20 protein-coding genes are annotated in these 21,291 nt (G+C 72.9%); 11 read left to right on the top strand and 9 right to left on the bottom strand.

Annotated elements, in window-relative coordinates; translation table 11 throughout:
• Positions 1–68 precede the first annotated feature (68 nt).
• From ACSSS0_RS17695 to ACSSS0_RS17685, 3 genes are read left to right on the top strand one after another with little or no spacing between them, the layout of a single operon-like run.
• Positions 69–1,109, top strand: a complete 1,041-nt coding sequence (locus tag ACSSS0_RS17695) for a Gfo/Idh/MocA family protein (protein ID WP_487229022.1) — start codon at positions 69–71, stop codon at positions 1,107–1,109.
• Complete coding sequence (locus ACSSS0_RS17690) at positions 1,106–1,894, top strand: acylneuraminate cytidylyltransferase family protein (protein ID WP_487229021.1); 789 nt, start codon at positions 1,106–1,108, stop codon at positions 1,892–1,894. The genes ACSSS0_RS17695 and ACSSS0_RS17690 overlap by 4 nt, the downstream gene beginning before the upstream one ends.
• Positions 1,891–2,679: an SDR family oxidoreductase gene (locus ACSSS0_RS17685; RefSeq protein WP_487229020.1), complete on the top strand. Its 789-nt coding sequence runs from the start codon at positions 1,891–1,893 to the stop codon at positions 2,677–2,679. Before ACSSS0_RS17690 ends, ACSSS0_RS17685 begins: the two co-directional genes overlap by 4 nt.
• 31 nt (positions 2,680–2,710) lie before the next feature.
• Here ACSSS0_RS17685 and ACSSS0_RS17680 read toward each other — a convergent pair whose 3' ends face one another.
• Positions 2,711–3,730 carry an LLM class F420-dependent oxidoreductase gene (locus tag ACSSS0_RS17680; RefSeq protein ID WP_487229019.1) on the bottom strand — a complete coding sequence of 340 codons (1,020 nt, stop codon included), beginning with the start codon at positions 3,728–3,730 and terminating at the stop codon, positions 2,711–2,713.
• A 129-nt stretch (positions 3,731–3,859) separates the two neighbouring features.
• On the opposite strand from ACSSS0_RS17680, the gene ACSSS0_RS17675 reads away from it, so the two are divergent.
• Together ACSSS0_RS17675 and ACSSS0_RS17670 are read left to right on the top strand one after the other, a co-directional pair.
• The gene (locus ACSSS0_RS17675) at positions 3,860–4,327 is read left to right on the top strand and encodes a CoA-binding protein (protein ID WP_435986629.1); all 468 of its coding nucleotides are present in this window, start codon (positions 3,860–3,862) and stop codon (positions 4,325–4,327) included.
• A 7-nt stretch (positions 4,328–4,334) separates the two neighbouring features.
• Positions 4,335–5,012 (top strand): alpha/beta fold hydrolase, encoded by a 678-nt coding sequence (locus ACSSS0_RS17670; protein ID WP_487229018.1) that lies wholly within the window; start codon positions 4,335–4,337, stop codon positions 5,010–5,012.
• Between the two features lie 55 nt (positions 5,013–5,067).
• On the opposite strand, the gene purE is transcribed toward ACSSS0_RS17670, so the two are convergent.
• The 8 genes from purE to ACSSS0_RS17630 form a co-directional block, all read right to left on the bottom strand.
• A complete protein-coding gene (purE, locus tag ACSSS0_RS17665) occupies positions 5,068–5,601 on the bottom strand; it encodes a 5-(carboxyamino)imidazole ribonucleotide mutase (protein ID WP_487229017.1) in 534 nt (177 codons plus the stop codon).
• On the bottom strand, positions 5,598–6,794 hold the full coding sequence (locus tag ACSSS0_RS17660; protein ID WP_487229016.1) for a 5-(carboxyamino)imidazole ribonucleotide synthase: 1,197 nt from the start codon (positions 6,792–6,794) through the stop codon (positions 5,598–5,600). The genes purE and ACSSS0_RS17660 overlap by 4 nt, the downstream gene beginning before the upstream one ends.
• Before the next feature lie 21 nt (positions 6,795–6,815).
• The gene (locus ACSSS0_RS17655; RefSeq protein WP_487229015.1) at positions 6,816–7,469 is read right to left on the bottom strand and encodes a GtrA family protein; all 654 of its coding nucleotides are present in this window, start codon (positions 7,467–7,469) and stop codon (positions 6,816–6,818) included.
• Between the two features lie 41 nt (positions 7,470–7,510).
• Positions 7,511–8,539 carry a sensor histidine kinase gene (locus tag ACSSS0_RS17650; RefSeq protein ID WP_435986634.1) on the bottom strand — a complete coding sequence of 343 codons (1,029 nt, stop codon included), beginning with the start codon at positions 8,537–8,539 and terminating at the stop codon, positions 7,511–7,513.
• 2 nt (positions 8,540–8,541) lie between these two features.
• Complete coding sequence (locus ACSSS0_RS17645) at positions 8,542–9,219, bottom strand: response regulator transcription factor (RefSeq protein WP_020145846.1); 678 nt, start codon at positions 9,217–9,219, stop codon at positions 8,542–8,544.
• Between the two features lie 108 nt (positions 9,220–9,327).
• Positions 9,328–10,173 (bottom strand): enoyl-CoA hydratase/isomerase family protein, encoded by an 846-nt coding sequence (locus ACSSS0_RS17640; protein ID WP_487229014.1) that lies wholly within the window; start codon positions 10,171–10,173, stop codon positions 9,328–9,330.
• A 20-nt stretch (positions 10,174–10,193) separates the two neighbouring features.
• Entirely contained in the window at positions 10,194–11,351 is a 1,158-nt protein-coding gene (locus tag ACSSS0_RS17635; RefSeq protein ID WP_487229013.1) for an adenylate/guanylate cyclase domain-containing protein, read from the bottom strand.
• 7 nt (positions 11,352–11,358) lie between these two features.
• Positions 11,359–12,285 carry a biotin--[acetyl-CoA-carboxylase] ligase gene (locus ACSSS0_RS17630; protein ID WP_487229012.1) on the bottom strand — a complete coding sequence of 309 codons (927 nt, stop codon included), beginning with the start codon at positions 12,283–12,285 and terminating at the stop codon, positions 11,359–11,361.
• A 24-nt stretch (positions 12,286–12,309) separates the two neighbouring features.
• On the opposite strand from ACSSS0_RS17630, the gene ACSSS0_RS17625 reads away from it, so the two are divergent.
• From ACSSS0_RS17625 to ACSSS0_RS17600, 6 genes are all read left to right on the top strand, one after another.
• Positions 12,310–13,950: an acyl-CoA carboxylase subunit beta gene (locus ACSSS0_RS17625; RefSeq protein ID WP_487229011.1), complete on the top strand. Its 1,641-nt coding sequence runs from the start codon at positions 12,310–12,312 to the stop codon at positions 13,948–13,950.
• On the top strand, positions 13,947–14,174 hold the full coding sequence (locus ACSSS0_RS17620) for an acyl-CoA carboxylase subunit epsilon (protein ID WP_487229010.1): 228 nt from the start codon (positions 13,947–13,949) through the stop codon (positions 14,172–14,174). Before ACSSS0_RS17625 ends, ACSSS0_RS17620 begins: the two co-directional genes overlap by 4 nt.
• Positions 14,175–14,230: 56 nt before the next feature.
• A complete protein-coding gene (pknB, locus tag ACSSS0_RS17615) occupies positions 14,231–15,883 on the top strand; it encodes a Stk1 family PASTA domain-containing Ser/Thr kinase (protein WP_487229009.1) in 1,653 nt (550 codons plus the stop codon).
• Between the two features lie 69 nt (positions 15,884–15,952).
• The gene (locus ACSSS0_RS17610; protein WP_487229008.1) at positions 15,953–17,647 is read left to right on the top strand and encodes a DUF885 domain-containing protein; all 1,695 of its coding nucleotides are present in this window, start codon (positions 15,953–15,955) and stop codon (positions 17,645–17,647) included.
• 225 nt (positions 17,648–17,872) lie between these two features.
• A complete protein-coding gene (locus tag ACSSS0_RS17605; RefSeq protein ID WP_487229007.1) occupies positions 17,873–20,521 on the top strand; it encodes a carboxypeptidase regulatory-like domain-containing protein in 2,649 nt (882 codons plus the stop codon).
• 94 nt (positions 20,522–20,615) lie between these two features.
• Positions 20,616–21,287, top strand: coding sequence for a Maf family protein (locus tag ACSSS0_RS17600; RefSeq protein ID WP_487229006.1), 672 nt, complete (start codon positions 20,616–20,618; stop codon positions 21,285–21,287).
• Positions 21,288–21,291 lie beyond the last annotated feature (4 nt).

The following is a 21,291-nucleotide window of genomic DNA, read 5'->3' as shown; positions in this document are numbered from 1 at the left end:
GCCGACCGGTCAGCCGCACAGGGCGGTGGACGTGCGCGCCCGGACCTCGCGTCCTCTAGCCTGCAGGTGTGCCCAGCCCGTCTCCGTCGCCACTGCCCGTGGTCGTCCGCGGCTCCGGCTCGATCGGGCAGCGTCACGCACGCGTCTTCCGGCAGGAGGGCGCCGACGTCGCCCTGTGGCCGGTGCGCGACCGTGGACTCGGGCCCGACGCCGTCGACGACGCCACGGGAGCGCGCCTCCTCGACGACGCGACGGGCCGGGCCGCCATGGCCGACACCCTCGTCGTCGTCGCGACCGACACCGCCCGGCACGTGGCCGACGCGATCGAGGCGCTCGACGCGGGGGCGCTCGCCGTCCTCGTCGAGAAGCCCGTCGCCGCGACGGTCGACGACGTCCTCGCCCTGCGCGACCACCCGCGGGCGGTCGACGTCTGGGTCGCGGCCCCGCTGCGCGCTCACGAGGCGTTCCGGCACCTGCGCCGTCTCGTCGGGCGCATCGAGGGCAGCGCATCGGCGCACGTGAGATCCCAGTCGTGGCTCCCGGACTGGCGACCCGACCGCGACTACCGCGCGTCCTACTCGGCACGACCCGGCGAGGGCGGCGTGCTGCGCGACATGGTCCACGAGATCGACTACGCCACCGTGCTCTTCGGCCGTCCCGACCTCGTCGGCTCCCACCTCGAGACGACCGGCCCGCTCGACATCGAGGCAGAGCAGGCCGCCACCCTCCTCTGGACGACCGAGCACCCCTTCACCGTCACCACCCGGCTCGACTACGTCACCCGTCCCACGTCCCGCGGGGTCGTCGTCCACTCCCCCGACGGCATCCTCGAGTGGGACGTCACGCGGGCGGTGGTGCGGCACACGACCTCCGAGGGCGAGGTCAGCGAGCAGGTCTTCGACCACGACCTCGACCGCGACATCGTCATGGGCACGCAGGCCCGGGCCGCCCTCGACCTGCGGCCGTCGGCACCCGCCGCCCAGCGCCTCACCCGGGGTGCCCCGGCCACCCTCGCCGAGGGCATCGACGCCGTGCGGCTGTGCGACGAGGCCCGTGCCGCCGGGGTCCGAGCGGCCCCCACCGACACCGACCCCGAGGACGCCTCGTGACCGACCTCCGTCCACCCCGCGTCCTGGCGGTCATCCCCGCGCGCGGTGGCTCGAAAGGCCTGCCGGGGAAGAACATCCGCCCGATGTGGGGTCTGCCGCTCATCGCGCACAGCGTCCGCGCGGCAGCCCTGACACCGGAGGTGACGCGCTGCGTCGTGACGACCGACTCGGCCGAGATCGCCGACGTCGTGCGCGCCCACGGCGGGGACGCCCCCTTCCTGCGCCCGGCGGAGCTCGCGGCCGACGACACCCCGATGGCCCCGGTGGTCCGGCACGCCCTCGAGTGGGTCGAGCACGAAGAGGGCACCGCCTACGACGCCGTGCTCCTGCTCGACCCGACGAGCCCGGCCCGCGTGCCCGCCCAGCTCGCCGGGGCCGTGACGCGCCTCGCGGGCGACCCGGCGCTCGACGGCGTCATCAGCGTCTCCGAGCCCACCTTCAACCCCGTCTGGGTGGGGGTGCGGCCCGACGACGGGCGCGCCGGCGCCCTCTCGCGCTACTTCGAGGCCGGCACCGGCATCACCCGACGCCAGGACGTCGGACGCTTCCTCCGGATCAACGGCAACTTCTACCTCTGGCGGGCCGACTTCGTGCGCCGCCTCGAGGCCTCGTGGTTCGACGAGGGCACCCACGCGGGCCTCGAGATCCCCGAGGCGCAGGCCTTCTCGATCGACGACGAGTACGAGTTCCGGCTCATCGAGGCCCTGATCGGTGCCGGCCTCATCACGCTGCCCTGGCTGGACGTCCCTGCGCCGGCCCAGGCCCCGACGGAGGAGTCCCGATGACGACCGCACCCATCACGTCCCTCGAGGGTCGCACCGCGGTCGTCACCGGAGGCGCCGGCCCGCTCGGCCGCGTGCTCGCCGACGCCCTCGCGACCGCGGGCGCCCGCGTCGTCGTCGTCGACCTCGACGAGGCCGTCTGCGCTGCGACCGCGAACGGGCTCCCCGGCGCCACCCACGTGCCGCTCGGCGCCAACCTCCTTGATCCGCAGGGAGTCTCGCGCGTCGTCGATGCCGTCCGTGACATCGGCGCCTGTGACGTGCTCGTCAACAACGCCGCCTTCACCGGCACCTCCGGGGTCCCCGGGTATGCCGTCCCGTTCGACGAGCAGACCGACGACGCCTTCGCGATGGCGCTGGCGCTCAACCTCACCGCGCCCTTCTCGCTGACCCGGCAGCTCGCGCCCCTCCTGCGCGCCTCGGGACACGGGAGCGTCGTCAACGTCTCGAGCATCTACGGGCTCGTCGGGCCCAACATGGGCCTCTACGAGGGGACCCGGATGGGCAACCCCGCCGCCTACGCCGCGAGCAAGGGCGGCATCGCCCAGCTGACGCGCTACCTCTCCACCGTGCTGGCCCCCGAGGTGCGGGTCAACGCCTTTGCCCCCGGCGGCATCGCCCGTGGCCAGGACGACGCCTTCGTCGAGCGGTACGAGCGCCTGACCCCCCTGGGCCGGATGGGCACCGAGGACGACTTCCGCGGTGTCGTCACGTGGCTCGCGTCGGATGCCTCGGCCTACGTCACCGGCCAGGTCGTCGCCGTCGACGGCGGCTGGACGGCCTGGTAGCAGGCCGTCCAGCCGAGCGCCACGAAGACCGTCAGCCCTTGAGCTCGGGAGCGACCGTCTGCTCGAAGAGCTCGATGCCCGAGCGGTCGTAGGCGGCCTCCGCGAAGTACGTGATGGCATACGTCATCCCGCGGGCCTCCATGTCCTTGAGGGTCGTGACGATCTTGTCCGGCGTGCCCACCGCGGGCTGCTTGCGGAGGTCCTCCACGGACGCGGCGGCTTTGTCGTCGGCCACACCGCCCTTGCGGAGCAGCTCGCCGTAGAACTGGAGGCGGTCCTCGACGTCGGCGTCCGTCTCGCCGATGACGACGTTGTAGTTGGCCGAGCGCACGATCTCGCCGAAGTCGCGGCCCCGGTCGTTGCAGTGGCCCTTGAGGATCGCGCTCTTGTGGTCGAAGCCCTCGGCGGTGCCGTCGAAGTTCGTGTAGTCGGCGTACTCCGCCGCGATCTTGAGCGTCACCTTCTCGCCGCCTCCGGCGATCCACATCGGGATCCCGTTGAGGGCGCTGCCCGGGTGGCTCGTGCCCTGCAGGGGCCGCGGGGCGCAGAGGGCGCCGTCGACCTGGTAGTACTTTCCGTCCAGCGTGGCCGAGCCCGTCGTCCACATGTCGCGGAAGACCTGGACACCCTCGCGCAGGGCGCCGAGGCGGTCGCCGGCCTTGGGGAAGCCGTAGCCGTAGGCACGCCACTCGTGCTCGTACCAGCCGGCGCCGATGCCCATCTCGGTGCGGCCGCCCGAGATGACGTCGACGGTCGCGGCGACCTTGGCGAGGTAGGCGGGGTTGCGGTAGGCCATGCACGTGCACATCTGGCCGAGTCGCACCCGGCTCGTCGCGGCCCCGAAGGCGGCCATGAGCGACCACGCCTCGTGCGTCGCCTCACCCGACGGCTGCGGCACCGTGTGGAAGTGGTCGTAGACCCAGATGGACTCGAAGACGTCTCCGTCGTCGGCGTGCTTGGCGAGGTTGACCATGGCTTCCCACTGCTGGGCCGGCTCGATGCCGACGAGGTCCATACGCCAGCCCTGGGGAACGAACATTCCGAATCGCATCCCGCCATCCAATCACGGCCGGCTGGACGTCGTCGGGGCGCGATGCGCGCGGGATCCGGGCGCGATCCGGGTCCGATCCGGGCGCGATCCGGGCGCGATCGGTGGGACGACGCGTGTGAGGATGGCGACATGAGTCCGCACCACCACAACGACCCGGACGTCATCCGGGACCTGCTGCACACCCCGGCCACGTGGGCCGTCGTCGGCCTCGGTGACAACCCCGACCGCACGGCCTACCGCGTCTCCCTGTGGCTCCAGCGCGAGCTCGGCATCCGTCTCGTCCCGGTCCACCCGAGCGCGGCCACGGTGCACGGCGCGACGGGTCACCAGACCCTCGCCGACATCCCGGACGGCACGGTCGTCAAGGTCGTCGACTGCTTCGTCAACAGCAGGCGCGTGGGTGCGGTCGTCGACGAGGCGATCGCGGAGCGGGAGCGGCTCGGCATCGAGGCGCTGTGGCTGCAGCTCGGCGTCGTCGACGAGGACGCCGCCGCCCGCGCCGAGGCGGCCGGGCTCTCGGTCGTCATGGACACCTGCCCCAAGATCGAGTACCCCCGCATCCAGCCCGGTGACGGCGCGTCGGCCGTGACCGACTGACCCGACCGTGGCTGCGGTCGCGCTCCACGCCCGGCGCTGGGGCGGGCCGGGCGGTCTGCCGCCTGTCCTGCTCGTCCACGCCACGGGAGACACCTCGGCGGACTGGGGCGAGGTGGCCGAGGGCCTCGCGGACGACCGCCTCGTCGTCGCCGTCGACCTGCGCGGTCACGGCGCGAGCCCGTGGCCCGGCAGCTACGCGCTGTCCGAGCTCGCCGACGACCTCGTCGTGGTCGCCGCCGACCTCGCGGCCGAGGCCGGTCGACCGGTCGACGTCGTCGCCCACTCGCTCGGCGGCCTCGTCGCGTGCCTCCTCGCGAGCCGTCGGCCCGATCTCGTCCGGCGCCTCGTCCTCGAGGACGTGCCCGTCCCCCACCCGCGCGAGCCGCGTCCTGCGCACCGTCCCGGCGGCGACCTCCCCTACGACTGGGAGGCGGTGCTCCAGGTGCGCGCCCAGATCGACGACCCCGACCCGCACTGGCCGCACGTGGTCGCCGGGGTCACGGCCCCGACGCTCGTGGTGTGGGGCGGTCCGAGCAGCCCGATGCCGGCCGAGCACGTCACGGAGATGGCCGGGACCGTCGCCGACGGCCGCCTCGTGCGCATCGACGCGGGACACCTCGTCCACGCCCACCAGCCCGGCGTGTTCACGGCCGCCGTGCGCGGCTTCCTCGCGCAGCCGGACTGACGACGGGCGTACGCGGGCAGCCCGGTCCGCAGCCGCCGCGGGGTGGGACGACGGCTCAGTCCGTGAGGCCGCGGGCGACCTGATCGCGCAGCGACGCCCCCTTGGCGTGCGCCTGGTCGCGCAGGTCGGCCTGGAAGGTGACCATCCGCTCGCGCACGTCGGCGGCGAGTTCGTCGGTGCCGGTGCCGACGATGCGTGCGGCCAGCAGTCCGGCGTTGCGCGCGCCACCGATCGACACGGTCGCGACCGGCACGCCCGCCGGCATCTGGACGATCGAGAGCAGGGAGTCCATGCCGTCGAGGTACTTCAGCGGCACCGGCACCCCGACGACCGGCAGCGGCGTCACGGACGCGAGCATCCCGGGCAGGTGAGCGGCTCCCCCTGCGCCGGCGATGACGACGCGCAGGCCGCGCTCGGCGGCGTTCTGGCCGTAGGCGATCATCTCGTCCGGCATCCGGTGGGCCGACACGACGTCCGCCTCGTAGGGGATGCCGAACTCCTCGAGCGCACGGGCGGCCTCGCGCATGACGGGCCAGTCGCTGTCGCTGCCCATGACGATGCCGACGACGGGCGCGGGGCTCTCGGTCATTCGGTGATCACTCCTCGGAGGTAGTCGGCGGCGTGCCCGGCACGCTCGCGGGCCTCGCCCAGGTCGGGGCCGCTGACGTTCACGTGCCCGATCTTCCGGCCGGGGCGCACCCCCTTGCCGTAGACGTGCACCTTGGCGCCGGGGTCGCGAGCCATGATGTGGCGGTAGGCCGGGTAGAGGTGCTCGTAGTCGCCGCCGAGGACGTTGGCCATGACGGTCCAGGGCGCCCGGGGGCGGGGGTCGCCGAGCGGCAGGTCGAGCACGGCGCGCAGGTGCTGCTCGAACTGCCCCGTGACGGCGCCGTCCATGGACCAGTGGCCGCTGTTGTGCGGCCGCATCGCCAGCTCGTTGACGACGTAGGCGGACGTGCCGCCCGTCCCGGGCCGCACCTCGAACATCTCGACGGCGAGCACTCCGGTGACACCGAGCTCGCCGGCGATCCGCAGGGCGGCCTCGGTGGCCACCGAGGCGAGGTCGGCGTCGAGGGCCGGGGCGGGGGCGAGCACCTCGGTGCAGATCCCGTCGGTCTGGACCGTCTCGACGACGGGCCACGCCGCGGCCTGGCCGGACGGACTGCGAGCGATGAGGACGGCGAGCTCGCGGACGAAGTCGACCTTCTCCTCGAGGAGCAGGCCGTGCTCGAGCGGGCCGGGCTCGCCGATCCGCGAGATCCAGTCCGTGAGGTCGCTCGCCGAGGACGCGACCGCCACGCCCTTGCCGTCGTAGCCGCCCCGCGGGGTCTTGGCGATGATCGGCCAGCCGACGTCGTCACCGAAGGCGGTGACCTCCTCGGCGGTCGTGGCCCGCACCCAGCGGGGGCACGCGATCCCCAGGGCGGTGAGGCGCTCGCGCATCGCGAGCTTGTCCTGGGCGAAGTTGAGGGCGGCGCGCGTGGGGTGGATGGCCACGCCGTCGGCCTCGAGCGCCTCGAGCACGGCCGGCGGCACGTGCTCGTGGTCGAAGGTGATGACGTCGCAGTGCTGCGCGAAGGCGCGGACCGTCTCGAGGTCGGTGTGCTCCCCCACGGGTGAGCTCGGCACGACGAGGGCCGCTGCCGCGGTGTCGCTCTCGGCGAGCACCGACAGCTGGACGCCGAGCTCGACCGCTGGGCCCTGCATCATGCGGGCGAGCTGTCCGCCGCCGACGACGCCGACGACGGGGAATCCTCCGGGGGCGCGCTTCGGCTGGGTCACGACGCCCAAGCGTAGCCGTCGTCAGCCGAGCGGGTCGTGGCGGCCCGGGACGGCGCCGGCCCTCCGGTCCGCGTCGCTCGGCTCCGGCAGCTCCTCGCCCTCGTCGGAGAGCACCGCCTCGACGTGGCTGGGATCGGCGAGGTCGGGGTGGTGGGCGCGCACGGCGGCGAAGGTCCACAGCTTGTTGAGCACGAACGAGACGGGGGTGACGACGGCGATGACGATGAGCTGCGCCCAGTAGAGCCGGGTGCGGAAGCCCGTGGAGTCGTCGAGCACCGTGGGCGAGAGGTGGATCGGTGAGTCGAGGTGCATGAGCAGCGTCAGCAGGACGAGGCCGATGACCTGGCCGAGCAGACCCACGGCGAGGAACGGCCAGTACTCGTGCCACCAGCGGGCGTGCTTGCTCGTGCGGAACGTCCACGTGCGGTTGAGCTGGAAGTTCCAGAGGTTGGCGACGAGGAAGGCGATGGTCGAGTAGACGTGGTACCAGCGGACGTTGAACTCGGTGCCCGGCACGCCGACGATCGCCTGGTCGAAGCTCGGTCCGAGCTTCTTGACGACGACGAGGGTGAGGAGGTTGACGAGCACGCCCGAGGCGCCAACGGCTCCGAACCGGAGCAGCAGCAGCCAGTTGTGCCGGTGGCGCACGAACAGGAACTCATGCAGGCGCCTCACCGGGGCACCCTACCCCGGCCGGTAGGGGGTCCCGTGGGCGTTCAGTCGGTCTCGGCCTCGGAGAGGAAGAGCGCGAAGCGTGCCGGCTGGGCCTGGACGAGGTCGAGGCGACCGCCGTTGGACTCGGCGAGGTCGCGCGCGAGGGCCAGACCCAGACCGGTGCTGCCACCGGCGCCGCTGCTGACCGAGCGCTCGAAGATGTGGGGGGCCATCGCGGCGGGCACGCCGTCGCCCTGGTCGCTGACCTCGACGATGACCGACGGGCCGGAGCGGCGCGCGTGCACGTCGACGGTGCCCCGACCGTGCACGAGGGAGTTCTCGAGGAGCGTCGAGAGCACCTGGGACAGCGCGACCGGCGTCGACCGGACGAAGAGGCCGCGCTCGCCGCGCACCCGCACCGACCGGCGGGCCTGCTCGAAGGCGGGCTGCCACTCGCGCTGGAGGGCGGCGATGACGGAGTCGAGCGACACGGCCGGCGACGGCCCACCGGATCCGCGGGTGCGGCCGAGCAGGTCGTCCACGACCCGGGTCAGCCGCTCGACCTGCGCGATCGCGATCGTCGCCTCCTCCTTGACGACCTCGGCGTCATCGGTCTCGGAGATCTCCTCGAGGCGCATGAGCAGGGCCGTGAGCGGGGTGCGCAGCTGGTGCGAGGCGTCGGCGGCGAAGTCACGCTCGGCCGCGAGCGACTTCGTCATGTCGTGGGCCCGACGGGTCATGACGCCCGACACGTGGTCGATCTCGTCGATGTCGGAGTGCACCGGCGTCAGACGGGCCTCACCGGCCGCGAAGCGGGTGGCGAGGTGGACGAGCTCCTGGGAGGACCGCTCGACGTGGGCCCGGGTGCCCGAGGTGGCGAGGTAGGCGGCGGCGCCGCTCAGCGCACCGACCCCGAGCATGACCGCACCGAACCGGGCGATCCCGACCGAGGGCTCCGAGGCGATCCACGCGGTGACGGTGCCGGGTTGCTGCGTCACCGCCCAGACGACGACCACCGTCGAGAGCAGCACGAAGAGCCCGGCGCAGACGACTGCCCCGACGAGCGCCATCCGGTCGAGCACCCGGCGCACGGTCAGTCGACCTGGGGACGCTCGAAGCGGAAGCCGACACCACGCACCGTGGCGATGTACTGCGGGGAGGTCGCGTCGTCGCCGAGCTTCCGGCGCAGCACCGAGATGTGCATGTCGAGGGTCTTCGTCGACCCGAACCACGCGGTGTCCCAGATCTCGCGCATGAGCTGCTCGCGAGAGACGACCTTGCCCTGCTCGCGCACGAGCACCCGCAGCAGGTCGAACTCCTTGGCCGTCAGCTGCAGCTCCTCACCCTTGAACCAGGCGCGACGCCCGTCGGAGTCGATGCGGACGAGCTCACCGGAGGCGACGACCTCGGTGGGGGTGCGCCGCAGCAGCGCCCGCACCCGCGCGAGCAGCTCGGCGAGACGGAAGGGCTTGGTGACGTAGTCGTCGGCCCCGGCGTCGAGCCCCACGACCGTGTCGACCTCGTCGGCGCGGGCCGTGAGGATGAGGACGGGGATCGCGCGCCCCTCGGCCCGGATGCGGCGACACACCTCGAGCCCGTCGATCTTCGGCAGGCCGAGGTCGAGGAGCACGAGGTCGGGGTTCTCCTTGGCACCGTCGAGCGCAGCGACACCGTCCTCGCGCACGTCGACGTCGTAGCCTTCTCGCCGCAGCGCACGCGCCAGCGGTTCGGAGATGGCTGGGTCGTCCTCCGCCAGGAGCACTCGGGTCATGTCACCGTCCTCAGGATCTGCCGGCCCGGGGGTGCACCGACCGTCGTGAGCCTATCGACAACGGCCCGATTCGCACCCTGACGCCCCCGCGACACGGCAGATGGGGCCTCAGCGACCCGGCCAGACCGGGCGCCGCTTCTCCGCGAAGGCGGCCACACCCTCGCGGCGATCGCCCGAGAACGCCGTCGCGCGCCAGCAGCCGTCCTCGATCTCCAGGCCCGCGTCGAGACCCACGTCGGCGCCGAGACGCATGGCCCGCTTGGCGTTTCGCAGCCCGATCGGCGAGTTCGCCGCGATCGTCCGGGCCAGCTCGAGGGCCCGGTCACGCGCGGCGCCGGCCGGGACGACCTCGTCGACCGCGCCGAGCTCGAGGGCCTCGGCGGCCGGGAGGCGCGCGGCCGTGAAGATGGCCCTCGCCGCGCGCGACCACCCGACCCGACGCACGAGCAGCTGGGTGCCACCGCCCCCCGGGATGACACCGACGCTGACCTCCGGCAGCCCGACGACGGCGCCCTCGCCGGCGACGACGAGGTCGCACGACAGGGCCAGCTCGAAGCCACCCCCGAGCGCGAAGCCGTCGACGGCGGCGATGGCCGGCACCGGCAGGTCGAGGACGCCGCCGTAGGCCGCCCGGGCGACGGGGCGCTGCTCCATGAGGTCCGCGTCCGAGAAGGCGTTGCGCTCCTTGAGGTCGGCGCCGACGCAGAACGCCTTAGCGTGGCTCGAGGTCAGCACGACACAGCGCACCGACTCGTCCGCCGCGACCTGAGCCGTCGCCGCCGCGATGGCGCGGGCCATCGCCGTCGACACGGCGTTCATCGCCTCGGGTCGGTCGAGGACGATCTCGGCGACGTGGGCGAGCTCGGGGTCCTCGAAGCGCTCGACGCGCACGAGGGCGGGCTGCCCCGACCCCGCGCTCGCGGTGGCGTCGGCTGCGGTCGGCTCTGACGGCATGCGTTGGTCTCCTTCGGGGGTCACGCGTCGGTGCGCGACGTGGCTCGGTGGGTGGTGTCGGGGAGCGGCTCGCCCGAGACGGAGCGGCGCCCGGCCGACGTCGCACGGCGGAGCAGCGAGGGCGTGACGGGCCCGACGCCGCGCAGGATGCGCCGGCGCTGCCCCGTCAGCTCGAACCCGGAGAGGCTCGCGAGCTCTCGCGCCATCGTCGCGTCGACGAGGACGCTGCCGGCCTGGGCCACGGCGGTCAGGCGCGAGGCGCGGTTGACGGTGGTGCCGAAGACGTCGCCGAGGCGCGAGATGATCGGGCCGCGCGCCATCCCGCACCGCACGTCCGGCAGCACGTCGTCGTCGGTCATCGTCTCGACGAGGTCGAGCGCGATCGCCGCGGCGGGTGCGGCCCCCATCGTCGTGAAGAGCACCTCGTCGCCGACGGTCTTGATGAGACGGCCGCCGTGGGCCGTGATGACGTCGGCCGAGAGCGCCTCGAAGCGCGACACGAGTCGGGCGAGGTCGCGCTCGGACATGCGGCGCACGAGCGCCGTGAAGTTGACGAGGTCGGCGAAGCCCACCGAGCGCATCTTCGTCATGCCGTAGGACTCCGGGTCGGCGTCGGCGAGCATGCGCGCGACGGTGGCCGACAGGTGCCGGCGCCAGGCGTAGACGAGGAGCGGCTCGAGGCGGTCGGTGAGCACGGCGAGGCGCTTCGCGGTCTCGGTGGCGGTCTCGAGGCTAGGGACCGAGCGCGACTCGTGCTCGTCGTCGTCGCCCTCGTCGGCCAGCGCCGCCGTCATGTGGTTCTCGACGGCCTCGGCGATGAGCTGCGACTGCCAGCCGGCGAGGCGGTCGGCCGAACGCGCGAAGGCACGGGTCATGGCGAGCGCCGTGGGCTCGTCGAGCAGACCGTCTCGCACGATGCCCGCGACGGCGGCGAGCGCCTTCTGGTCGGCCTCGGTGAACAGCTCGTCGTCGGTGTCGACGACGGGGAAGCCCAGGGCGTGCCAGAACTTGCGCGCCGAGAGCAGGGAGACCTCGGCGCCGCGGCTCACCTCGCGGCGGCGCAGCTCGAGCGGACGCCCCAGCAGCCGCTCCGTGTAGTCCTCGCTCGCCCGCCCGACCGGCTCTGAGCCCTCTGCGCCCTTCGAGCCCTGGGTGGCCTCGGTGCCCGGCTCGGTCATGGCCCGATCATGCCAGTCCGCCGGCCGCGGGCCGGACGTGGACGACGTCACCGGCCGCGAAGGTCCGCACGCCGTCGTCGGTGCGCACGACGAGGGCGCCGGCGTCGTCGACGCCGACCGCGGTGCCCTCGACCGCGACCCCCGTGGGCAGGTGCACCCGGACCGTGAGCCCGATGGTCGAGCAGGCCTCCCGGTATGCCGTCCGCACCCCGGCGGCCCCGGCCGCCCCGCCCACCCCCTCCACCCCGTCCGCGCCCGACGGGCCGGTGCCGACACCCGCTCCGGCGAGCACGGCCGTCAGCTCGTCGAGGTAGGCGACGAGCACGTCCTCGCGCCGCACCCGGGCCCCGGCGAGCGCCAGGGACGTGGCGGTGTCGACCGGCAGCTCCTCGCGGGTCTGGTCGACGTTGACCCCGGTGCCGACGACGACCGCCTGCCCCCCGACGCCGGACCCGAGCGTGACGAGCTCGCAGAGGATGCCGCTCAGCTTGCGGTCACCGTCGTCGGCCAGGAGCACGTCGTTGGGCCACTTGAGCCTGGCCGTGAGGGCGTGCCCGGAGGACTCCGTCACCCGGCGCACGGCCCGCGACAGCGCGAGCCCGGCGAGCAGCGGCATCCAGCCCGCCTGCCCCGGGTCCGTGACCGGCACGGCCACGCTGACGGCGAGCGAGGCCCGGTCGGGCACCGTCCAGGCCCGGCCGAGACGCCCGCGCCCGCCGGTCTGGTGGTCGGTGACGACGACCCACCACAGCCCGCGGTCGTCAGGAGCCCGCCCGGCGGCATACGCCCCCGTCGGCTCGGCCGCGCCGGTCAGCAGCTCGCGCAGGCGGGTGTTCGTCGACCCGAGGGCGGGGTGGAACTCCACCCCGCGCCACGGCCGTCCGGACGTGACCAAGGCCGCACTCACAGTCTCGATGTCGAGCGAATCGCGCACGTCCACAAGGCTAGAGTGCCGAGCATGGCCACCGATCACGCCGTCGCAGAACAGCCGACCAGCACGTCGCCGGAGAGCCCCGGGCCCGACCTCGGCACGACCGCCGGAAAGCTCGCCGACCTCAAGCGGCGCGTCGCCGAGGTCGCCAACGCCGGCTCGGAGCGCGCCGTCGAGAAGCAGCACGCCCGCGGCAAGAAGACCGCCCGCGAGCGCATCGAGATGCTCCTCGACGAGGGCACCTTCATCGAGCTCGACAAGTACGCCCGGCACCGCAGCAACACCTTCGGCCAGGACAAGAACCGTCCCTACGGCGACGGGGTCGTCACGGGCTACGGCATGGTCGACGGTCGCCAGGTGGCGATCTTCGCGCAGGACTTCACCGTCTTCGGCGGGTCCCTCGGCGAGGTCTTCGGCGAGAAGATCGTCAAGGTCATGGACTTCGCGATGAAGATCGGCTGCCCCGTCATCGGCCTCAACGACTCCGGCGGCGCCCGCATCCAGGAGGGGGTCGTCTCCCTCGGCCTCTACGGCGAGATCTTCTTCCGCAACGTCCGCGCCTCGGGCGTCATCCCGCAGATCTCGCTCGTCATGGGCCCGTGCGCGGGCGGCGCGGTCTACTCCCCCGCCATCACCGACTTCACCGTCATGGTCGACCAGACCTCGCACATGTTCATCACCGGTCCCGACGTCATCAAGACCGTGACCGGCGAGGACGTCGGCTTCGAGGAGCTCGGCGGCGCCCTGACCCACAACAGCAAGTCGGGCGTCGCGCACTACATGGGCACCGACGAGCAGGACGCCATCGACTACGTCAAGGCGCTCCTGTCCTACCTGCCGAGCAACAACCTCGAGACCCCACCCTCCTACGGCGAGGGTGAGGCCGACCTCTCGGTCACCGACGACGACCGCTGGCTCGACACGTGCATCCCGGACTCGCCGAACGTCCCCTACGACATGAAGCAGGTCATCGAGCACGTCGTCGACGACGGCGAGTTCCTCGAGGTGCAGCCGCTCTTCGCGCCCAACATCCTCACCGGGTTCGCCCGCATCGACGGCATGTCGGTCGGGATCGTGGCCAACCAGCCGCTGCAGTTCGCCGGGTGCCTCGACATCGACGCGTCTGAGAAGGCCGCGCGCTTCGTGCGCACGTGCGACTGCTTCAACGTCCCGGTGCTGACGTTCGTCGACGTGCCCGGCTTCCTGCCCGGCACGAGCCAGGAGTGGGACGGCATCATCCGTCGCGGCGCGAAGCTCATCTACGCCTACGCCGAGGCCACGGTCCCCAAGATCACCGTCATCACGCGCAAGGCCTACGGCGGCGCCTACGACGTCATGGGCTCCAAGCACCTCGGTGCCGACATCAACCTCGCCTGGCCGACCGGCCAGATCGCCGTCATGGGCGCGCAGGGGGCCGTCAACATCCTCTACCGCAAGGAGCTCAAGCACACCGCTGAGCAGGGTGGCGACGTCGACGCCCAGCGCCAGGAGCTCATCACGCACTACGAGGAGACGCTGGCCAACCCGTACGTCGCGGCCGAGCGCGGCTACATCGACACCGTCATCAGCCCGTCCAACACGCGGATGAACGTCACGCGGGCCCTGCGCGCGCTGCAGAACAAGCGCGAGACGCTCCCGCCCAAGAAGCACGGGAACATCCCGCTGTGAGTGATCCCACGACGTCCGCTGCGGGGCCCGTCCCGCCCACGATCCGTGTCTCCGGGCGCCCGACGCCCGAGGAGGTCGCGGCGCTCGTCGCCGTGCTGTCCGCCGTCGGTGGGGACGAGCCTGCTCCCGAGCACGACCGCTCGGCCTGGTCCGACCCGTCCTGGCGGCTCGTCGGGCCGTCGGCCCGCAACGGCGGGTGGCGCCGCACCGGCCTGCCGCGCTGAGGCGGGACCCGTTTCGGTTGGCCGTCACCCGACCCGCTGCCCTACGCTCGTTGCCCATGTCTGTCGAGTCGAGCCCCACCGTCCGGATCGCCGAGCGCTACTCCCTGCGTGAGCGCCTCGCCGTCGGCGGCATGGGTGAGGTCCACCTCGCGACCGACGACCGCCTGGGTCGGCTCGTCGCCGTCAAGGTGCTCGCCGCCGGCTTCGCCGACTCCCCCGACTTCGTCGAGCGCTTCCGCCGCGAGGCCCTGACCGCCGCCGCGCTCTCGCACCCGAACATCGCGCAGGTCTACGACTACGGCGTCGACGGCGACTCCCACTTCATCGTCATGGAGTATGCCGAGGGCCAGGACCTCGCCCACGTGATCCGGGAGCACGGCCGGCTCACCCCCGGCGACGCGGTCCGCGTCGCCGAGCAGGTCTGTGCGGCGCTCGGCGCCGCCCACCGGGCCGGCGTCGTCCACCGTGACGTCAAGCCCGGCAACGTCATCGTCCGTTCCGACGGCACCGTGAAGGTGACCGACTTCGGCATCGCCCGGGCCCTCGGGCAGGCCTCGCTCACCGACACCGGCACCATCATGGGAACGGCCGCCTACGTCGCCCCCGAGCAGGCCCGTGGCGAGGCCACGACGCCGTCGTCCGACCTCTACTCGCTCGGCATCCTGCTCTTCCAGATGCTGACCGGCTCGGTGCCCTTCGAGGGCGACACCCCGGTCGCGATCGCGATGCGCCACCTCGACGAGCCGGTGCCGCTGCCCAGCTCGCGCGTCGCCGACCTCCCCGCCGACCTCGACGAGGTCGTCGTCCGCGCCACGGCCAAGTCTCCCGCCGACCGTTACGCCGACGCCGACGCGATGGCCGCCGCCCTGTCCGGTCACGAGACGCGCGCCGACGCCGCCACCCGCGCCCTGCCGGCCGGCGAGGCCACCTCGGTGCTCGACCTCGCCGCCGGCGGCGCCGGCGCCAGCACGGCGATGATGCCCACCGTCGGCGTGCCGTCGAGCGTTGCGCGCACCGCTCCGACGACGCCCGTTCCGGCCGCGACGCGGCGCGGCGCGGCACACCGGCGCAGGTCCGGACCGAGCCCTGTCGTCTGGGTGCTCCTCGCCGCCGTCGTGGCCCTCGTCGGGATCCTCGGCTACGTCCTGCTGTCGGGCTCGGACGCGCCGACGGCGGCCGCCCCCGGCAGGCGCCCGTCGGCGACCTCCGGAACGCCGAGCTCCCCGCCGTCCACGACGGCCGCGCCGTCCGACGGCAGCACCGTCCCCGGCGGGCTCGTCGGCCAGCAGCGCGATGCCGCGGTCGACGAGCTGATCGGGCTCGGCGTCAACGTGCGCTGGGTGCTCGTGCGCTCCACGCAGCCGGACGGAGCGGTCATGGGCAGCTACCCCGCCGAGGGCCAGCCCATGACGAAGGGGCAGACCGTCGCCCTCGTCGTGAGCCGCGGCCACGCCCCCGACCGGGTCAACTCCTCCTTCGTCGTCCCCGACGGTCTCGTCGGCACGGACGCCAAGGACGCGGAGAAGACCATCGACGGCGAGGACGTGCGCGTCACCCGGGTCACGGTCCCCTCCGACGGGGACGGCGGCCAGGTCATCGCGACGTGGCCCGCGGCCGGCACCCCGACGGCCGACGGGATCGTCGTGCTCGTCGTCTCGGGCGGCGACAAGGGCGGCGACAAGGGCGGCTCGTCCGACGGGGACGGCTGAGTCCCGGCCGCTCCACCCCGGGCCCACAATGCACTGGCACGTGACCGCGGGCTGGATTACGTTCGCCGGGTGACCGCCAACACCCAGACCGCGCGACCCCAGACCGACGTCGACCGCATCGCGGAGACCTACTTCGACGCCTCCGTCGCCCTCAGTCCCATCAACGCGACCTTCCTCGGTGTCCCCGGCGCCGAGGAGGAGCTCGACGACCTCTCCCCTGCCGGCAACGCCGCCGCCTCCGAGCTGCGCCGGGCGACGCTGGCCCGGCTCGCCGCCGCGAGCCCGACCGACGACGTCGACCGGGTCACCGTCGACGCCATGACCGAGCGCCTCCAGCTCTCCGAGGACCGGTATGCCGCCGGCCTTGACGAGATGTCCCTCAACGTCCTCGCGTCGCCGCTCCAGGCCGTGCGCGACGTCTTCGACCTCATGCCGCAGGAGACCGAGGACCACTGGCGCACCTTCGCCGTCCGACTCACGAAGATCCCGGCCGCGCTCGAGGGCTACAAGGAGTCGCTGCTCCTCGCGCGAGAGCGCGGACAGGTGTCGCCGCGCCGCCAGGTCGAGGCCTGCGCCGAGCAGTCCCGTGACCTCGTCGCCGACGACGGCTACTTCGCCAAGGTCGTCACCGACGCGACGGTGGGGGACGCGCCGCTCGCGGGCGACGTCAAGGACCAGCTCGCCGAGGGCGCGAAGGTGGCCGCTGCGGCATACGGCGACATCGCGGACTGGCTGGAGCGTGAGCTGCTGCCGCACGCCCCGGAGGCCGACGCCTGCGGCATCGAGCGCTACCGGCTCGAGTCGCGCTACTTCCTCGGCGCCACGGTCGACCTCGAGGAGACCTACCGTTGGGGCCAGCAGGAGGTCGCGAGCCTGCACGCGCAGATGAGCGAGATCGCCGAGGGCCTCGAGGCCGGCGCGAGCGTGCAGCGCGGTGTCGAGATCCTCGACGCCGACGACCGCTACGCCCTGCACGGCACCGACGCGCTCAAGGCCTGGATGCAGGAGCGCGCCGACGAGGTCATCGCCGACCTCAAGGACGTCCACTTCGACATCCCCGAGCCGGTCCAGCGCATCGAGTGCATGATCGCCCCGACGCAGACCGGCGGCATCTACTACACCGGCCCGTCCGACGACTTCAGCCGGCCCGGCCGGATGTGGTGGTCGGTGCCGAAGGGCAACACCGAGTTCCGCACGTGGAACGAGCTGACGACCGTCTACCACGAGGGCGTCCCGGGCCACCACCTGCAGGTGGCCCAGACGGTCTACCGCTCCGAGCTGCTCAACAAGTGGCGGCGCCTCGAGGCCTGGACCTCGGGTCACGGTGAGGGCTGGGCGCTCTACGCCGAGCGGCTCATGGCCGAGCTCGGCTACATGGACGACCCCGGCAACCGGATGGGCTGGCTTGCGGGACAGTCACTCCGGGCTGCCCGCGTCGTCATCGACATCGGCGTCCACTGCGGCTTCGACGCCCCCGAGGAGGTCGGTGGCGGCGCGTGGGACTACGACAAGGCCTGGGCCTACCTCACCCGCTACGGCTTCATGGACGAGAAGATCCTCCGCTTCGAGCTCAACCGCTACCTCGGCTGGCCGGGGCAGGCGCCCAGCTACAAGATCGGCGAGCGACTGTGGCTGCAGCTGCGTGACGAGGTCAAGCAGCGCGAGGGCGACGCCTTCGACCTCAAGGCCTTCCACCGTCGCGCCCTCGACATCGGCGGCGTCGGCCTCAACACCCTCCGCGGCGCGGTGCTGCAGGAGATCTGACGGTCTCAGGAGGCCCCCGACCCAGCCGGTCGGGGGCTTCCTGCGTCCCGGGCACCGCTCCCCATGGTCACCGTGTCGACACGCACCTATGCTGACGTCGCGTCCGACGACAGCGCGGGCGCCGACACAGCTCACACAGGGGAGACAACAGTGTTCAGCCACCGCCTTGCGGTCGGCCGGGCCCGGGGGACGATCGCGCGCCGTGCTGCGCGCCGCCTCCTGACCGTGCTGACCGCCACCACCGTCGCGCTCGGGCTGCTGCCGCTGGCAGCCCCGTCCGCCAGCGCCGCCACCTACACCATCACGGGCAGGGTCACCGGACTGTCGTCGACCGGCACCGTCGTCGGCGTTCCCGACGCGGGTCTCTGGATCTACGACGCCGACTACGACTACGCCGGCTCGGTGACGTTCAGCAGCGATGGCACCTACACGGCGACGTTCGGCTCGCCGGGCCCGTACAAGATCCAGGCGGGCTGCTGGGGCACCATGACGTGCGCCTCGCAGTGGGGCATCGAGTGGTATCTCGACAAGGGCAGCTTCGAGGACGCGGCCGAGGTCACCGCCGGCGCCACCCCGACCGTCGCCGACATCCGGCTCGACCGTCGCTCGACGATCAAGGGCACGGTCCGGAACATCCTCGGCCAGCCCGTCCAGGCCGCCGAGGTCAGCGTCTCCAAGAGCACGGGTGGGCAGGTCGTCACGGCCACCCCGGCTAGCGATGGCACCTTCACGCTCACCGGTGTCGAGGCCGGCCCGAGCAACCTGCACGCCGAGGACACCTCGGGCCAGCACCTCTACGAGGGCGAGAGCTGGAACGGCACCGCGAGCACGCCCGACTACGTCGACTGGTCGGTGCCTGCCGGCGCCACCGTCACGGGCGTGAACTTCGTCCTCGACCCCTGGACCGGCGTCGTCGTCACGGTCACGGACGCCGCAGGCACCCCGCTCCAGAACATCAACTGGAACCTCTACGAGTACCGCCCCACCGAGGGCGACTGGTTCGGCCGGCAGTACGGCCCCCTGCTCACCGGGGCCGACGGCACCTTCGCCGAGGGCACCGACGTCGGCACGACGTACAAGATCTGCGTCTACGACACGTGGTACCAGGACTGGGCTCCCGCGACCCGCTACCAGGACCGGTGCTACGACGACGCGGCCACCCTCGAGACGGCGACGCCCTTCACGGTGACCACCGACACGCGGCGACGTGAGCTGACCCTGGTGCTGCCGGTCGCGGGCAAGGGCCTGACCGCCCGCGAGCCGTTCGTGAGCGGCACCGGGTCGGTGGGCAGCACGCTCAGCGTCGACGCCGGAGCCTGGGGACCCTCAGGAGTGGCCCTGTCCTACCAGTGGATGAGCGCCAAGGGCAATGGGGGCCTCGTCGCCATCCCCGGCGCCACGGGCCCGAGCTTCACGCTGACGAGCGACCTCGCCGGCGCCTACGTCACGGCCCGGGTCACCGGCACCCTCGCGGGGTACCGCACCGCCCAGCTCCTGTCGAACGGCGTCGAGGTCCGCACCTCGGCCGCCACGTTGTCGAGCCCGCTCACCATCTCGGGCACCGGCGTCGTGGGATCCACGCTGACGGCGAGCCACGGCACGATCAGCCCGGCCGACGACTGGTACCCGACCTACACCTGGGTCGTCGGCGGCGTCCCGCGTCCGACGGACTACGGCGGCGTCCAGCCGCTGACCGTCACGAGCGACATGGTCGGCAAGCGGGTCACCCTCCGCATGGCCGGCTGGACGGAGACCAACGGCAGCCTCCAGCAGGCCGCCACCGGACCCGTCGTCACCGCGGGCACGCTCACGGCCGCGACCCCGACGGTCACGGGCACGGCTCGTGTCGGCACGGCGCTCACCGCGGCGCCGGGGACCTGGGGTCCGGCACCGGTCAGCCTCGCCTACCAGTGGCTCGCGGGCGGCGTCGCCGTCAGCGGTGCCACGGCGAGCACCTTCACCCCGACGGCGACCGAGCTCGGCAAGACGATCACGGTCCGAGTCACGGGCAGCAAGGCCGGCTACACGAGCGTCTCGCGGACCTCCGCGGCGACCGCGGCCGTGGTCGCCGGAACCCTGACGGCACCGACACCGACGATCAGCGGCACCAAGGCCGTCGGCTACACCCTGACGGCCGTGCCCGGCACGTGGGGCCCGGCACCGGTCACCCTGGCCTACCAGTGGTACCGCTCCGGCGTCGCGATCTCGGGTGCCACGGCGAGCACGTACAAGCTCACGACCACCGACCAGACCAAGACGGTCACCGTCCGGGTCACCGGCAGCAAGAGCGGCTACACGACGGTCGCCCGGACCTCCGCGGCGACGACGGCGGTCCTGGGCGCGCTGACGGCACCGACACCGACGATCAGCGGCACCAAGGCCGTCGGCTACACCCTGACGGCCGTGCCCGGCACGTGGGGCCCGGCACCGGTCACCCTGGCCTACCAGTGGTACCGCTCCGGCGTCGCGATCTCGGGTGCCACGGCGAGCACGTACAAGCTCACGACCACCGACCAGACCAAGACGATCACCGTCCGGGTCACCGGCAGCAAGAGCGGCTACCTCACGACGGCGCGCACGTCAGCCGCCACGACCGCCGTCCTCGCCGTCTTCACCGCGCCGACCCCGACACTGTCGGGCACGCAGCGGGTCGGCTACACCCTGACGGCCAACCCCGGCACGTGGAGCCCGACCCCGACGACCCTGACCTACCAGTGGTACCGCTCGGGCACGGCGATCTCGGGAGCCACGGCCAAGACGTACAAGCTGACGACCACCGACAAGGGCACCTACGTCAAGGTCCGCGTCACGGGCGCGAAGTCCGGCTACCTCACGAAGTCGATCTACTCGGCTCAGACGGCAGCGATCGGCTGACGTCGGTCCCGCGCAGACGGCCGACGGCGCCGCTCCCCATGGGGGGCGGCGCCGTCGGCCTTCCACCCGCGGGCGTGCCGCCTACCATGGCGTCATGCCGCCGAGCCCCCTCCCCGACGTGCCCGCCGTCCAGATCGTCCTCGCCTCCGCGTCGCCCGCTCGCCGCGCGACGCTCCGCTCCGCCGGCATCGAGCCGGTCGTCGTCGTGAGCGAGGTCGACGAGGACCTCACCGTCGCCGAGGCCACCGACCGCTACGGCCCGCTCGAACCCGCCGACATCGCGCTGCTCCTCGCGCGCGCCAAGGCCGAGGACGTCGCGGCCCGGGTCGACGCCGGGGTGGTCGTGCTCGGCTGCGACTCGGTGCTCGAGCTCGACGGTGAGGTCCACGGCAAGCCGGGTGACGCCGCCGAGGCCGTGTCCCGGTGGCGCCGGATGCGAGGCCGGTCAGGGGTGCTGCACACGGGGCACTGGCTCGTCGACGAACGCGGCAGCGGCGGGGCGACGCTCGGCGCGACGGCGTCGACGACCGTCCACTTCGCGACGCTCTCCGACGAGGAGATCGAGGCCTACGTCGCCACGGGCGAGCCGCTCACGGTGGCCGGGGCCTTCACCATCGACGGTCTGGGCGGAGCGTTCGTCACGGCTGTCGAGGGTGACCACCACAACGTCGTCGGCCTGTCGCTCCCGCTGCTGCGCGATCTGCTGGCCGACGCCGGCATCGAGTGGTTCGACGTCGTCGGCAGGCTCCGTCGCGAGGCCGAGTGACCAG

Source organism: Terrabacter sp. R4-6 (assembly GCF_057529065.1).
Note: the sequence above shows the minus strand (reverse complement) of the source record. Positions and strands in the feature narration are given on the sequence as shown.

What these genes read in the sequence shown, in the direction of transcription:
- ACSSS0_RS17600 (WP_487229006.1), top strand. Translation starts at nt 20,616, where the DNA reads ATGCCGCCGAGCCCCCTCCCCGACGTGCCCGCCGTCCAGATCGTCCTC.
- purE (WP_487229017.1), bottom strand. Translation starts at nt 5,601, where the DNA reads ATGACCGAGAGCCCCGCGCCCGTCGTCGGCATCGTCATGGGCAGCGAC.
- ACSSS0_RS17635 (WP_487229013.1), bottom strand. Translation starts at nt 11,351, where the DNA reads ATGACCGAGCCGGGCACCGAGGCCACCCAGGGCTCGAAGGGCGCAGAG.
- pknB (WP_487229009.1), top strand. Translation starts at nt 14,231, where the DNA reads ATGTCTGTCGAGTCGAGCCCCACCGTCCGGATCGCCGAGCGCTACTCC.
- ACSSS0_RS17645 (WP_020145846.1), bottom strand. Translation starts at nt 9,219, where the DNA reads ATGACCCGAGTGCTCCTGGCGGAGGACGACCCAGCCATCTCCGAACCG.
- ACSSS0_RS17685 (WP_487229020.1), top strand. Translation starts at nt 1,891, where the DNA reads ATGACGACCGCACCCATCACGTCCCTCGAGGGTCGCACCGCGGTCGTC.
- ACSSS0_RS17640 (WP_487229014.1), bottom strand. Translation starts at nt 10,173, where the DNA reads ATGCCGTCAGAGCCGACCGCAGCCGACGCCACCGCGAGCGCGGGGTCG.
- ACSSS0_RS17680 (WP_487229019.1), bottom strand. Translation starts at nt 3,730, where the DNA reads ATGCGATTCGGAATGTTCGTTCCCCAGGGCTGGCGTATGGACCTCGTC.
- ACSSS0_RS17625 (WP_487229011.1), top strand. Translation starts at nt 12,310, where the DNA reads ATGGCCACCGATCACGCCGTCGCAGAACAGCCGACCAGCACGTCGCCG.
- ACSSS0_RS17675 (WP_435986629.1), top strand. Translation starts at nt 3,860, where the DNA reads ATGAGTCCGCACCACCACAACGACCCGGACGTCATCCGGGACCTGCTG.